Origin of the sequence: [Flexibacter] sp. ATCC 35208 (assembly GCF_001975825.1) — a bacterium.
Classification (GTDB): domain Bacteria; phylum Bacteroidota; class Bacteroidia; order Chitinophagales; family Chitinophagaceae; genus Chitinophaga.
The window spans coordinates 1-13400 of record NZ_MTKN01000047.1 but is presented as its reverse complement, the minus strand read 5'-3'; the positions used below and the strand labels follow the sequence as shown (position 1 = coordinate 13400).

At 41.8% G+C, this 13400-nt stretch carries 14 protein-coding genes and 1 tRNA gene; 7 read left to right on the top strand and 8 right to left on the bottom strand.

Annotated features, from left to right (window positions below; all coding sequences use genetic code 11):
* Positions 1-75: 75 nt before the first annotated feature.
* Positions 76-537: a GNAT family N-acetyltransferase gene (locus BW716_RS24740; RefSeq protein WP_083727096.1), complete on the bottom strand. Its 462-nt coding sequence runs from the start codon at positions 535-537 to the stop codon at positions 76-78.
* Positions 538-824: 287 nt separating this feature from the next.
* Between BW716_RS24740 and BW716_RS24735 the strand changes: the two genes are divergently transcribed.
* Positions 825-1886, top strand: a complete 1062-nt coding sequence (locus BW716_RS24735) for an alpha/beta hydrolase (RefSeq protein ID WP_235643939.1) — start codon at positions 825-827, stop codon at positions 1884-1886.
* Positions 1887-1980: 94 nt separating this feature from the next.
* Here the strand turns inward: BW716_RS24735 and BW716_RS24730 are convergent, their stop codons facing one another.
* Entirely contained in the window at positions 1981-2880 is a 900-nt protein-coding gene (locus BW716_RS24730) for an AraC family transcriptional regulator (protein ID WP_083727094.1), read from the bottom strand.
* Positions 2881-3103: 223 nt separating this feature from the next.
* Here BW716_RS24730 and BW716_RS24725 point away from each other — a divergent pair, with 223 nt between their 5' ends.
* The 3 genes from BW716_RS24725 to BW716_RS24715 all read left to right on the top strand — a co-directional run bounded on the left by BW716_RS24725 (position 3104) and on the right by BW716_RS24715 (position 5090).
* Complete coding sequence (locus tag BW716_RS24725) at positions 3104-3268, top strand: helix-turn-helix domain-containing protein (protein WP_083727092.1); 165 nt, start codon at positions 3104-3106, stop codon at positions 3266-3268.
* Between the two features lie 76 nt (positions 3269-3344).
* Positions 3345-4841 (top strand): S8 family serine peptidase, encoded by a 1497-nt coding sequence (locus BW716_RS24720; protein WP_083727090.1) that lies wholly within the window; start codon positions 3345-3347, stop codon positions 4839-4841.
* 9 nt (positions 4842-4850) lie between these two features.
* Positions 4851-5090, top strand: coding sequence for a hypothetical protein (locus BW716_RS24715; protein WP_083727088.1), 240 nt, complete (start codon positions 4851-4853; stop codon positions 5088-5090).
* A gap of 34 nt (positions 5091-5124) precedes the next feature.
* Here the strand turns inward: BW716_RS24715 and BW716_RS24710 are convergent, their stop codons facing one another.
* On the bottom strand, positions 5125-5607 hold the full coding sequence (locus BW716_RS24710; RefSeq protein ID WP_083727086.1) for a GNAT family N-acetyltransferase: 483 nt from the start codon (positions 5605-5607) through the stop codon (positions 5125-5127).
* 68 nt (positions 5608-5675) lie between these two features.
* Here BW716_RS24710 and BW716_RS24705 point away from each other — a divergent pair, with 68 nt between their 5' ends.
* Positions 5676-6086, top strand: a complete 411-nt coding sequence (locus BW716_RS24705) for a hypothetical protein (protein WP_083727084.1) — start codon at positions 5676-5678, stop codon at positions 6084-6086.
* Positions 6087-6089: 3 nt separating this feature from the next.
* Here the strand turns inward: BW716_RS24705 and BW716_RS24700 are convergent, their stop codons facing one another.
* Positions 6090-6503 (bottom strand): hypothetical protein, encoded by a 414-nt coding sequence (locus tag BW716_RS24700; protein WP_083727082.1) that lies wholly within the window; start codon positions 6501-6503, stop codon positions 6090-6092.
* A gap of 169 nt (positions 6504-6672) precedes the next feature.
* Between BW716_RS24700 and BW716_RS24695 the strand changes: the two genes are divergently transcribed.
* Positions 6673-6912 (top strand): hypothetical protein, encoded by a 240-nt coding sequence (locus tag BW716_RS24695; RefSeq protein ID WP_083727081.1) that lies wholly within the window; start codon positions 6673-6675, stop codon positions 6910-6912.
* A gap of 498 nt (positions 6913-7410) precedes the next feature.
* On the opposite strand, the gene BW716_RS38500 is transcribed toward BW716_RS24695, so the two are convergent.
* The 3 genes from BW716_RS38500 to BW716_RS24680 are packed head-to-tail and all read right to left on the bottom strand — an operon-like array spanning position 7411 to position 11356.
* Positions 7411-7539 (bottom strand): hypothetical protein, encoded by a 129-nt coding sequence (locus tag BW716_RS38500; protein ID WP_255373899.1) that lies wholly within the window; start codon positions 7537-7539, stop codon positions 7411-7413.
* 57 nt (positions 7540-7596) lie between these two features.
* Positions 7597-9303, bottom strand: coding sequence for an amidohydrolase family protein (locus BW716_RS24685; protein ID WP_083727077.1), 1707 nt, complete (start codon positions 9301-9303; stop codon positions 7597-7599).
* Between the two features lie 22 nt (positions 9304-9325).
* A complete protein-coding gene (locus BW716_RS24680) occupies positions 9326-11356 on the bottom strand; it encodes a gliding motility-associated C-terminal domain-containing protein (RefSeq protein WP_083727075.1) in 2031 nt (676 codons plus the stop codon).
* A 148-nt stretch (positions 11357-11504) separates the two neighbouring features.
* Between BW716_RS24680 and BW716_RS24675 the strand changes: the two genes are divergently transcribed.
* Positions 11505-11589: transfer RNA gene (locus BW716_RS24675), tRNA-Ser, on the top strand.
* 278 nt (positions 11590-11867) lie between these two features.
* On the opposite strand, the gene BW716_RS24670 is transcribed toward BW716_RS24675, so the two are convergent.
* On the bottom strand, positions 11868-12911 hold the full coding sequence (locus BW716_RS24670) for a virulence RhuM family protein (RefSeq protein ID WP_083727073.1): 1044 nt from the start codon (positions 12909-12911) through the stop codon (positions 11868-11870).
* Positions 12912-13400: the final 489 nt, after the last annotated feature.

The window sequence follows — 13400 nt, the reverse complement described above, 5'->3', positions numbered from 1 at the left end:
TAACACAAAGATGCTCATCCCATCACACACCTGCAATGGCATTTAAGCGGAATAACTTGTACGTATTAGGGGTATTTACTCCTTGAGCAGCTTTATATAAAAAGCGTTATTATTCTTAGGAATACCAAGAGAGGAGAATAGTTTAAGTGCAAGTGTATTACTATAATGCGCTTCCAGCTCAATACCCGCAAATTGGGGATGCATACGTTCACTATCTATTAACAGATCGATGAATTGCTTCGCCGTCCCTAATCTGCGGTATTTCTTTTTGATATATAATTCATCTACCCCCACCATCAGCCCTCCATATTCCTGACTCCAAAACCGAAATATCACCGAGTACCCTGCCAGTCCACCATTACATTCAATCATCAATACTTCCCCCATATTACTATGCTGCTCATAGAACCGTAGCGTAGCCACAATCTTATTCTCCGTAAAGTCTTTGCGACTGCTTATTTCGGTGTATAGTTCCATCGACATTATGGTGAGTTCTTCAGCATCCATCAGCCGCGCTAATCTATATGAAGTATTCATTCTTAATATTTTTTAAAATAATGCTTTAACTAAATGCTGAAGCGGTTAAACAGTAACGTGGATACCTGATTTTTATGGAGACAATATGGGGTCAAAGCTAGGTGCAACCAACTCCATAACCAATTGCCGGATTATCGCAACTGTTGTACAAATTATCGAAAGCGCTGTACGTATAATGGTTATTTTCAACACAGTGAAATGTACAAGGGTAAACAGTATTTATCAATTGACTCCCGCCCAATACAGGCATAGATTTGCAGGAATTTTCACAATATAAATAACTACAAGTGAAACAAATCAAACGAGTGAACAAAGCCGCTGCATTCCTGTTAATGACAGCTTTCACATTCAACGCAATGAACATGAGAGCACAAACCATTACACCGTTAGATCCGGACAAAGACCCCGCCATTGAAACCCGTGTAAAAGGTTTTCTACATGCCCTCAATACAAGTGGTGGTGCTCCAATCGAGACCCTCTCTCCAAAAGATGCACGCGCAGTACTGACAGGTGCACAGGAATCTGTAAAAGTTGATCTGTCTGGCATCGAAGTGTCTGAAAAGACAATCACTGAAGATGGTGAGTCTATTAAATTAAACATCGTTCGTCCTGTAGGTGTAAAAGGGCAGTTGCCTGTATTTATGTTTTTCCATGGTGGTGGATGGGTACTGGGCGATTTTCCAACACACCAGCGTCTGGTACGTGACCTGGTAGTAGGTTCCGGCGCTGTAGCGGTTTTCGTAAATTATACACCTTCTCCTGAAGCAAAATATCCTGTAGCAATTAACCAGGCATATGCTGCAACAAAATGGGTAGCTGCACATGGTAAAGAAATCAATGTAGACAGCAAAAAACTGGGTATCGCAGGTAATAGCGTAGGTGGTAACATGACCGCTGTAGTAGCGCTCATGGCCAAAGATAAGAAAGGTCCTGAAATAAGGTTCCAGCTGATGTTCTGGCCAGTGACAGATGCTAACTTCGAAACTGAATCTTATAATAAATATGCCACCGGCCGTTTCCTCACAAAGAGCATGATGGTATGGTTCTGGGATAACTACCTGCCTGATGCTGCAAGGCGTAAAGATATCTACGCATCTCCATTACAGGCTACCACCGAACAACTGAAAGGTTTACCACCAGCATTGGTAATGGTAGCAGGTAATGATGTACTGCATGATGAAGGCACTGCTTATGCACACAAACTGGATGCTGCAGGGGTAACCACTACACTTGTAGATTATAGCACTACCATCCACGATTGGGGGCTGTTGAATCCACTGGCGACAGTACCTAGTACACAAGATGCGATGTTACATGCTGGTGCATTCATCAAAGCATTCATAAAATAAAGGCTTTCATAAAATTATAAACATTAAAAGCCAGCTGCAGGCCACTACGCCCCAAAAAATCGCTTTTGCCGAAGGTAAAAGCGATTTTTGGGGACTAATTTTCAGGGGGTGTAGAAGCAAATACCAGGCACTCCTTCTTAAAATCAGAAAAATTTGTCCCAGTCGAATTCTTAAAAAACTTACTAAAATGCGCAATATCAGAAAACCCCAGATTCCACGCCACCTCCTTCATACACACATCTGAATACGCTGCCTGCCGCTTGGCCTCCAATACAATCCTTTGCCTGATATGATGACTCGCCGGATATCCCGTAATCTTCTTCACAATCTCATTCAGATAATTTGGCGTGACTGACAACCCCCTCGCAAAATCCGCCACCTTTTTCTTACTCTTAAACATCGCCTCCACCATATTCTTGAACTTCTCCACCAATTCAATATTCCTCGTCTGAATCGTCGTCTGCAAAGTCCCTCTCAGCTGTCTTGTCAAATAAATCAAAAAGATCTTCAGATACCTCCGCATCAACTCCGTCCGCAATAAATACAAATTATCCGCCTCCCGCATCATCTTCAATGTAATCTCTTTCATTTCCACCGCTATCTCGCTATCAACGGTTATGCCTGCCGATCGCGAAAACGCCTGAAACAAACCCGAATGATACATCAGATCAAACTCATGCTTTCCCATATACAGGAAGTCTTCCGTGAACTGATAAATGTACCCCTCAGTATGTTCATTCCCAACCAGCTGATGGATTTGTCCGGAAGTAACACAGTAAACACTATTGGCGGGCATCTCATACTTTTGCAAATCTACTATCAGCGTGCTGTGACCTTTTGTTATCCAGATGATCTCAATAAAGTTCTGACGGTGAGGAAGCGCGTTATGCGCTCTGACAGATTCATCATCCCACCGGAAGGGATGGATTTCAAAAGGAAGATCAGCTTCCTTCTGTTTAAATTCCACCAAAGGAAAATATTCAGGATATTTCATGATAGCTGTGTTTTGCCTGAAAGTGTCACATCCTGTGCCTAACTAAATATGATTGTAAATCAATTATTTATGAATAGGTGCCGATTTTGAAATTAACGATATATCGTTATATTATTAAAATTGGTGCGAAATATCGTTATTTAGTCGATCGGGAAATGTTGTTTCCGGATCCCCGGTTTTCTCATTTTTGACTCCAGTGTAGTAGGAGGGATATCTGAATGAAATGGTGAAGAAGGTCTCCGGTTTTCCTGCGAGTCATCATATCAGGCAACGGGTCGTGCCCGAGGTCAGGCGACAGGCTCCCTATTCAGGGGCGAGTATGAAGGAGATTGCGCGTCAGCTTGGTTTTGATGATTTGGCTCATTTTAATAAGTTCAGATACGATTAGCTATTTCTTTAGTACATTCATATAGTTAACTTTTATACCATTAGAAGAATTCCATTTACTCAAAAAACTACCTGTTATGGCAAAGAGCAAATCAAAGACCGGTAACTACATCCTGCTGCCCGTCACAGACACTCAAACTACTGCCGACACGAATCCTAAAGTTGAAAACTTCCTGACAGCTGTGTTAGAACCCGCAGTAAGCAGGGAGGCCGTTAGCCTGAAAACCCGCGGACCTGAAAAATCTGCAAAGAGAATTCCTGTGAAAGTCATCGACTCTATTCAGGAAAACGGTGCCAAGCTCGTACAACTTAGTCAGGAAGAACTGGCAGATTTTCGTTTCTCCTATCCCGGTCTGCGTATTATTAAAGAGAAATTTTACAAGAAAGCGCTGGTATTCAGGGAATCTATTCAACAGAAGGCAAAGAAAACGAAGACCACTAAAAAACTGGATCTGACAGTAACGGATACAGACGGTACGCCCATAGCTGGTATTTTCATTGTTGCATTTACTGATTTTGAGAACAGAACGGGAGATTCCGGGAATACCAATGCAAAGGGCAGGCTCTCACTGACCTTAGCCAGCAAGAATATAGAGCGGATTTATGTGTATCCGGAACATACGTACTGGGGATATTACAAAACGGGTTTTTCTGCCACCAGTCTCACCATCAAACTGCAGAAAATAGATACCGGTTACACCGATTCCTTACGTCATTTTTACGACACACCACAGTGGCCAAAAATTACGCAGAAGCTCCGCATTGGTATTATAGATACAGGTGTAGGGCCGCACAAAGACCTGGTGGTAAGTGGCGGTCTGAATTGTGTGGCGAATGAAGATCCTGGTGATTATAAAGATAATGGCGAAGGGCATGGGACCCACGTAGCAGGTATTGTAAGTGCCTATGGGGGGGTATATGGACTGGCTGCCGGCGTGGAAATTTATAGTTACAGGGTGTTCCCTAAAAATTCCGATGCGTCTAACTTTTACATCATGAAAGGATTGGCGCAGGCGATACAGGATGAATGTGATATCATCAACATGAGTCTGGGTGAATCAGGAACGGATGAAGGGATTAGTAGTTATATCAAGCAGGCTTATAATGCGGGGATATTGTGTTTTTGTGCCAATGGCAATGATGATAGGGGACCGGTGAGTTTTCCTGCCAATTACAGTCTGTCGGTAGCCGTGTCTGCTATGGGGCGTAAAAATACGTTTCCAAAAAATACGGTACAAACAGGGATTGTAAAGTCACCATATGGTACAGATAAGGCTAACTTTATAGCAGACTTTTCCAATATAGGTGTGGAAACGGATTTGACAGCTCCTGGGGTGGGAATTATATCTACCTTTCCGGATGATTTGTATGCGATCATGGATGGTACGAGTATGGCTTGTCCGGCGGCGGTAGGTATGGCAGCGCGGGTATTGGCGGATGCGCCTGATATTTTGGCTTTGCCAAGAGCTTCAGCAAGGGCAGATGAGATGATGAAATATCTTTCAACAAAGATTCAATTTATGGGATTTGGTGCGAATTATGAGGGAAAAGGTATGTTGACAGAAGAAAAATAATTCATTGTTATGGCAAACTATATATTACAATACAGGGGTAAAGGTATTCCTGATTCACAGCAGGTAAAGGAGACTTTACATATTTGTGGCGTGAATATTATTGATGGTAGTCTGCTGCCGCAGACGGTACTGTTGGATATGAGTGATGGTGAGGTGGAGAATGTGCGGGGGCGGTTTGAAGCGGAGTGGTCGCTGACTCCTGAAAAGAAATATAGGGTGCCGGATACAAAGAAACGTCCTTTAAAGTAAACCGGTTTTGCCATTTATGGCAAAACTGGTTTGTTTATTTCACGTCCATTATCATCCACAGGGTGGTATTATAATGTCCTGAATTTCCCACCGGTTTTTCCAGTGTTCTAAATCCTGCTTTCTCATACATTCCCACCGCAGTCGCCAGTTGATCAAATGTTTCTAAATAGATCTCCTTATATCCCAATCCGGGTGCCGCGGCAATAGCCTGCTCCATTAATATTTTCCCTAATCCTTTTCCACGTGCTGCAGGAGAAAGATAAAACTTCACGAGTTCTGCACATTTATCCGGCAATCCATCTGTAGGGTACAATCCACATCCTCCTAATACTTCTCCATTTTCTTCTGCTAAATAATAAACACATCCGGGGTGTTGGAAAACTTCATACAATCTATCTGTATTCGGATCGTCATAAACTGTTCCGATCAAAGGTGCGTCGAATTCAATGAAGATGTCCCTGATTATTTTTGCGAGTGCGCTATTGTCTCGCTGTTCCATTGTTCTGATAGTGGGCATCAATAATTAAAATTAGTAGGTCGTCAAAATAGACAAAATACCTATAATTGCATAACAAAGTTTTGTAAATGATAGCAGATACAGACATCCGTGTGGGGAATTTAGTTTATTACTATGATTTGTATATGAATGAAACTACTTTCAAAATAGAAGGTATATTGGAAGGGTATGTCTATAATTCCTGTCTGCCGAAAAGCAAGTTGCCATTGGCAAAAGTGAATCCGTTAAAGTTGGAGGTGGATCAGTTGAATGCGTTGGGTTTTGTGAGGGGGGAGCGGGAGTATGGGGAGGATATCAACGTATATTCTTATCGGTATACGCACAAGGATAGTGTTTATATCCGGGATGAGGGGTATTCTTTTCAAATGCTGGCAGAGTCACCGGCAGGGTTGGTGCCGTATGGGAGGTCAATGGTGTATGTGCATCAGTTGCAGAATTTGTTTTATGGTTTGACAGGGGAGGAGTTGGAGTTGATGTAATATTTAATCCCCCTGAAGTTTGGCCTTTAATTTTGCTGATAGTTTTTTTCTATAATCTTCCCGGGAGAATGATTGGCCTTTTAACTCGGCAAGCTCCATTTTTAGTTCAGCAAATTGATCCATATAAAATTCGCGTGTAATTCTTTCTTCTTCGATCAAGGTTTTTATTTCTGATTGGCTTCCTTCACTTCTAATAAAATAGTCAATAGAAAAACCATATTTTTTTCCGTAAATATCACAGAAAGCCTGAACTGCTTTTAATGTAATATTCTGCCTTCCTTTTGAGATTTCAGTAATTGAATTTCCAGTTTTATATCCCAGTTCTGAAGCTAAAATTTTGTTAGCAGGAAGTCCTTTAATTTTTTTCAGGATATTAAAAAGGTCTATAAACCGTTCAGTTAGCTGGTTTGCTGCCATAGTGATTTTTTATTTTTATACAGAAAAACTGTAATTTCACGTTGAATAATTTGATGAATTTAAATCTTATTGTATCACGTCCACAGTGAATTTCACGGTATTTATCACAGTATTTTCCATAGTGATTTTCACAGTGAGATTTTAGCAAATATAAATATAAAAATTACTCATGTCCGTATTAACCACCCGCCAGCAAAAAGTAAAGAAGGGGATTGTTCGAGCTAAATTGAAAAACTATCGGATCACTCTTAAAGCTATTGAAGAGCGTAGTGGTGAATTGAGAGAAGATGGCAGACCATTCCATAGAAATACCGTTTGGGCTGCGTTTGATAAAGAGAATAAATATTATAATGAAGACCTTATTCATCTTGCTGAGAGAATGATTGAAGAAAAAAAAGCTGCAAAATAGCTTGCTGATGTTGGCGAAATTAAATTGGATATGATATTGAAATTATCATTTTTGTATAAATATTTTCTGAGTTGATAATCGGAGTGTAATTATGAATATATTCTTATCTTTGGTATCAATGAAATAGAAAAGGCCCAGGAAGGAATTCCCAGGCCGTTTATGATGAATGTAATTAAATTTTTCTGTTACCATCGATGATTGTGTAATAAATCAATAATGACCGGTAACAATTTTAAAATAATAGGGAATACCTCCCAAAAACATCGCGGAGGTTTTCGTTTCTTTTTCATTATCTCAAATTTTTTGCAGGGTTACGGCCCTGCAGGTTACAAAATAAAAGCCCGTTTTATCTTTGGTCGGATGGCGGGCTTTTTCATTTCTTTCAAATGTCGTATGTTTTTTTTAAAGTCCATAATAATGAATGATATTGCACAAAAAATGAGAATGGGATTGACTTTTAAGCCAATCCCATTCTCATTTTGACAATGATTTAATCACTCAGCAAAGATTCTTCAAACTCAACCAAACCGTAGTAGTCGGCGCTACATTCTTCTCACCTTTACTCACATTCAGATTTGCAATTTTAATCTTCTGCAGGTTCAGCTTTTTCGCTTGTTGCTTTTTCATACATGTTATTTTGAAGGTAATAAAGCAATCAATTTACACTATCCCACTGCAACAATCCTACATCGCCATTGCAACTTTCACTATTTTATCATGATCAATAGTATAAATCACTACCGCTGTCAGCGCCTTATCTTTTATCCCCGTTACCCGTTCCTCATCCACTACTGTATTCCCTGCCACAATCCTCTTCACCACCTGACAATGTAATTCCGGTGCTGCTTTAAAAAGCGGTCCATAACTTTTCCTCATCGCCTCTTTACCTTCCAGTAACAATTTACCACTTGCCTGATCATAGATCTTCACACTATCACTATAAGGCGCCAGAAAAGCTTCCAGGTTCCCCGCATTATACGCATTCAGTTGTTGCTGTGCGAGTATCTCCGGTGTCACCGGCAATAATTTTTCTTTAGTAAAGATCTTTCCATTATGAATAGTCATCGATACGTTCCCCAACACATTCAGATCGAGTAAAGGATCCTTTTCCAACAAGATCAGGTCAGCGATTTTCCCTTTCTCTATACTCCCATAATCTTTCTCTTTTCCAAAACCGATCGCTGCATTCAATGTCGCATCCTTAATAATCTCAGCATTACTCAAACCCACTTTTTGCATGGCCAACAAATCTTCCAGAAAAGAACTGGCATGCAGAGTACCAATATTTCCCGCATCCGTACCTGCCGCTACCAATACACCTGCATCCTGAGCCAGTTTTAAATTAGTGGCCATAATCGTATCTGCTTTGTTCGGTACATGAATAAAACCACGCGCCGCTTTATAATCATATGCTTCAGGCATATGCAGCAAATCAGTCAGCGTACCCAGCATAAAAGGATCACTATAGGCCAGTTCATGCGTGGTAAATGGCTGTCGTTGTATCATTGCCCTGTAATATCCATCCATCACCCTCAGTGTTGGAATATACAGGATATGTTTATCCTTCAGCATCTTCAGCATGCCACCATCCATAACAGCATCATCCACACTATGTACGAGAATATCGGCACCCGCCGCTACCGCGAGTCTGGCTGTTTCGTACTGTGTAGCATGCACTGCTACTTTCAGTCCATTGGCATGGCTTTCTGCAATAGCGGCCTTCACAATGGGCAAAGTACTATCCGCTTTATGTCCGGAATAGACGATATACCATATCTTGATAAAATCCGGTTTATAAGGCAGCTCTTTTTGCACCTGTCTCTTCGCTTCTTCCGGAGAGGTCACTTTCACAATCGGCGGATCTTTTTCATCCAGTCTCTGCGGCAGGTAGGTAGAAACCAGGGGGCCCGTCACCCATGTTGTCGGCGCTGCGGAATCGCTATTCGCTCTGTCCCTGATTTCAAAATTAGCCATGGGACCACCTACATCTATGACAGACGTAATCCCACAAGCCAGGTATCTCGCCATGAGGTCGCTCAGGTTTGCTTTTACATAATCCTGGTCTTTTTGATAAGGATGATAATTGGTCAGGTTGATCGCATCAGGGCGTGTATACAAACCTCCACTCTGAAAGAAGTGAATATGTGCATCTGTCATCCCCGGCATGATATACTTGCCTGTGCCATCAATGACGGTGGCATCAGCGGGGGCTTTTACTTTATTTGCAGGGCCGGTGGTGACAATGCGATCCTTTGTAATTATAATGGTTTGGTCTGGCAGGGTCACATTCTTTTTCACATCTATCATGTTCACATGGGCAATGCAAATCGTCTGGGCTGCTGCTGACACAGTCAGGCATAGTGCTGCCAGCAGCAAACAAGGGCTCTTCATCGTAAATTTAATTTAGGTTATCTTATCTTATCAGGGTGGCTGTCCCTTTTCTAAAAATCTTCTTTCCGGAATCTTTCACTGTGTACCTGAGCATCCACACATAAGTGCCAATATCGGCAGGTTGTCCCTTTACATTTCCGTCCCACCGTTTGGTCCAGTCGGTGGTTTCAAATACCAGTTGTCCTACGCGGTTATATACAGCAAAATACAGGTCTATCGCTTTGTATGCGTTCAGTGGATAAAGATAATCATTCACTCCATCATTATTGGGAGAAAATGCATTCGGAACATCTATATAACAACTCGTTACAGCTGTAATGTAATGATCGGCAGTGTCCTTGCAATGGAGTTCGTCTTCCACAATTAACCGGATCAGGTATTGTTGCTCCCTGCTGGTCGGGAAGTATTGTTGTGGCTCTGCAGATGGGCTGACGCTGGTTACCCCATTGCCATAATCCCAGTAGTAACGGATGATATTGCCATAACTACTGTCTTTCGCCATCACTACATCCAGTGGACAGTATGGTCCAGGATCTACTGTGAAGTAGGCGCCCAGTGTTTTTTCAAAGGTGATGCTGGTAAATGCGGTATCTGTACATACACCGTTGGACACTATCAGTTGTGCGGTTTTGACGCCAAAGGAATTATACACCTTCACCACTTCCTGTGTGGTAGCGGTGGAACTATCTTCAAATGTCCATAGCCAGCTGTTTACATCGTGGGCGCCATCATGCGAAAAATCAATGGTACTGATCTTACAATTGATATTCCTGGTGTAAGAGAAAGCCGCATTTACGGTATCGGCCGTATGAAAAACAGTGGTTTGAGGATATAGTACCGACTGGCCACATTCACCTAGCAAGGTGTTGCCGTCACTGCCGTTTTTGATAGTGACGCTATAATTGCCCTTTGTATAGATAGGGCGGGAGAGTTGCAGCACGATTGTATCCGTCAGGTTATCGCTGTCACAAAGGCCATAAGCGGCTGTAATACTCACTGTTGTGGGTCCGCTTATGGTAAAGTCGCTACCATCGGCCGCGATAGATCCACATCGTACCGGGGAGGATAGTCCTACTTTTAACTGGTCCGGAGCACAGCCGGTAGTTACATCCGAAACGGTGGTGACCACTGATGGCGTGCCAATATGGAAATGCAACGTATCACCCACAGGTACCGGGTTGCCACAGGTATTCGCCAATGTATTGCCATCTGTACCTGCCTGAGCGGCAATGATATAATCTCCGGAAGGCAGTGTGGTATTGAGGGTGAGCGTGATGGTATCCAGGTCGAACCCATTACTACACTGTGTGCTGGAAGCGCCGGTTACCTGGTAACCGCCTGTGGTTACGAAAGTAAAGTCACTGCCATCTGCAGCGAGGGTCGTACAATTGACCTTTTTGGTGAGGGCCACCTTGATGGTATTATTGAGACAGCGGTAAGTTGCTGACTGTAATTCCGGAACAGTCGGATCTGTAATATCTGCGGTACCGCCATCGAAGGAAAGGCTGTACCCGCTTTGCGAATCGCCATCGAAGTGACTGATTAGTAACAGGTAGTTATGTCCTTTGGTGATGGTGGGCATCTTACTGAAGAGTGGCTGTCCATAGCCACCACATACATCCAGGGAGGTGCCGGCAGAAGAGGCGCCGGTTTTACCGCCTTCGCCTGACCAGTTCATACAGACATACAATGACTTATCAGTAAAAACAGCATCAGCTGTTTTGTTGGTGATGTCGAAGATCTGCCAGTCGTAGTCGTCGGATAATGTATTGGGGGTGATGGTAAAGCCCAGGGTGCCGGAAGTATAGCAGGTGAATTTATACCAGTAAGGATTGACGTCTGTGTGGGTGCCATCGCCGGGCACGTTACAATTTGGTCCGGGAATTTCGTGGGTGACACAGACGGGGACGGATTGCTGAATAAAAGATTTTGTACCACAGACCGGGAAGGCGGTGGAGGGAGTCTGGCCGATGGAGGTACAGGTTTGCGCTGTAGCAGTTTTCATAAGAGCCAGCACCAACAGGTGGTACAGGAAAAATTTCTTAATTAGCATGTTTTAAGTCGTCCGGGTAAACATTTTAGTTCTTAAAAATAGGTTTTTTTTCTTTGCAAATGCAGACTACGGTTGGATTTTCGTGCGTGATGAGGGGGGACTTGAAAATTTTTTTTTGAAAATTGTTCCAGTTTCCTACTTTTGCACCGGAGAAATGGCAGAGCGGTCGAATGCGGCGGTCTTGAAAACCGTTGACTGTAACAGGTCCGGGGGTTCGAATCCCTCTTTCTCCGCCGAAGAAACTTGACCAGTTTCGGAAATATTAAAGCCTTCAGATGTAAAAATCTGAAGGCTTCTTTCGTATTTGAGATCTAATGGCAGGTCTTATCAAAAATTATTCTGACTGTAACAGGTTTGGGGGTTCGAATCCCTCTTTCTTCGCTAAATAAAAAGCCTTCAAGTCGTGAGATTTGAAGGCTTTTTTTAGAAAACTCGAAACCGACACTAAGAATTATTAGCGGATAAAGTTGATTCTTATTACCGTTGATATAATTCAATAGGCAGATATTAATCAGACGTTCTTTTTTCGTCCTTTAGCGGAAGATGTCGTAATCTTTAAAATCTCTTTATCAAAATCGCTCTCAAAATTTTCGTCCTGTGTTATCCTAAACTTCTGGTACTCATCACCGGCTAACTTAATAGTGACTGCATGGCTTACTGTGCCAGCATCCTTTAGTATCTCATATTCGTTAAATTGCAGGAAGGCATCCAAACGACTTATCCAATCTGCCATTTTCATAGAAATCTGCCTCGATGCTTGTAACTCAGCAAAGTCAAGATACATAGTTACAATACGTTCCAGTTCCTTAATTTCCTTTTCAATTAGATAATTCTTCGCAACACTGATATCTGTTTTAAGTATTTTACCGGACGGCGCATTTTTCCATGTTTGCAACCCCATATTGGGCTTGTCAGCATTAGCCCGCTCCGCAATAATTTGAGCAGCTGTTTTACCGGTAATAGCCCAATGTAATTTATTCTGTACTGTCTTGAAAAAGGTTTGTGTTATTTCAGAATCCTTGCTATAGTCGATACTGCACTGTTCATATATATCGGTTATTTTGAGATAAAATCTACGTTCACTTGCCCGTATCTCGCGAATACGTTCCAATAGTTCGTCAAAATAATCTTTGCCAAATGACTTCCCTTGTTTCAAACGTTCATCATCTAACAAAAAACCCTTAACGATAAATTCTCTCAGGTTCCTGGTAGCCCAAATTCTAAATTGAGTAGCCTGCATTGAATTTACCCTGTAGCCGACAGCTATTATTGCATCCAGATTGTAAAATTCCAATTTACGTTTTACCTGCCTTTCCCCTTCTTGTTGAACCGTTTCCAAAATGGAAATAGTTGAACCTTTATCCAGCTCTCCCGACTCATATATATTATTCAGATGCTTACTAATGGCAGGTACTTCCACTGCAAACAATTCGGCCATCCGTTTTTGAGTAAGCCAAAATGTTTCATCATTAAATATTACTTCAATTCTTATATCTCCTGAAGGTGTACTGTAGAAAATAATGTCGTTATATTGAAATGAATTTTCGTTTTCCATTTAGAATGATATCGTATAATTAGGTTATGTTTTGGCCAATATGATAATGTAAGAAAGTGATTTACAACTCCCAAAATCATCTTCTTTTACTTCACTTTATGAAGTTATTTTATTGGTAGCTGATTAGCAAATCAAATGTTGAAGCATCCTTCTCAGGGCTCCTTGAGTGAAATCCGGCAGGTTCGTATTTGCACACTTAAGTTTAATAAAGCTCAACTCAAAACTAAGAGGTAACAAGGCGGTGGAGTATTCCACAATTACCAATAACTAGTTTCAGAATGAATAATATCTCTAATGAAAGCGTGAATTTTAGATAAATCTTCTATAAACTGGTTCGAAAGTTGTACCCCGGCAGCCCACTAAATAAACTGACCGGGTTTAGCAAATATTGAAGGCCTTCAGATTTTCCATCTGAAGGCCTTCAATATTTGGTAGGTTTGAGATCGAAATTGGCGGTCATGCCGCGAATGATTTTGACTGTAACAGGTA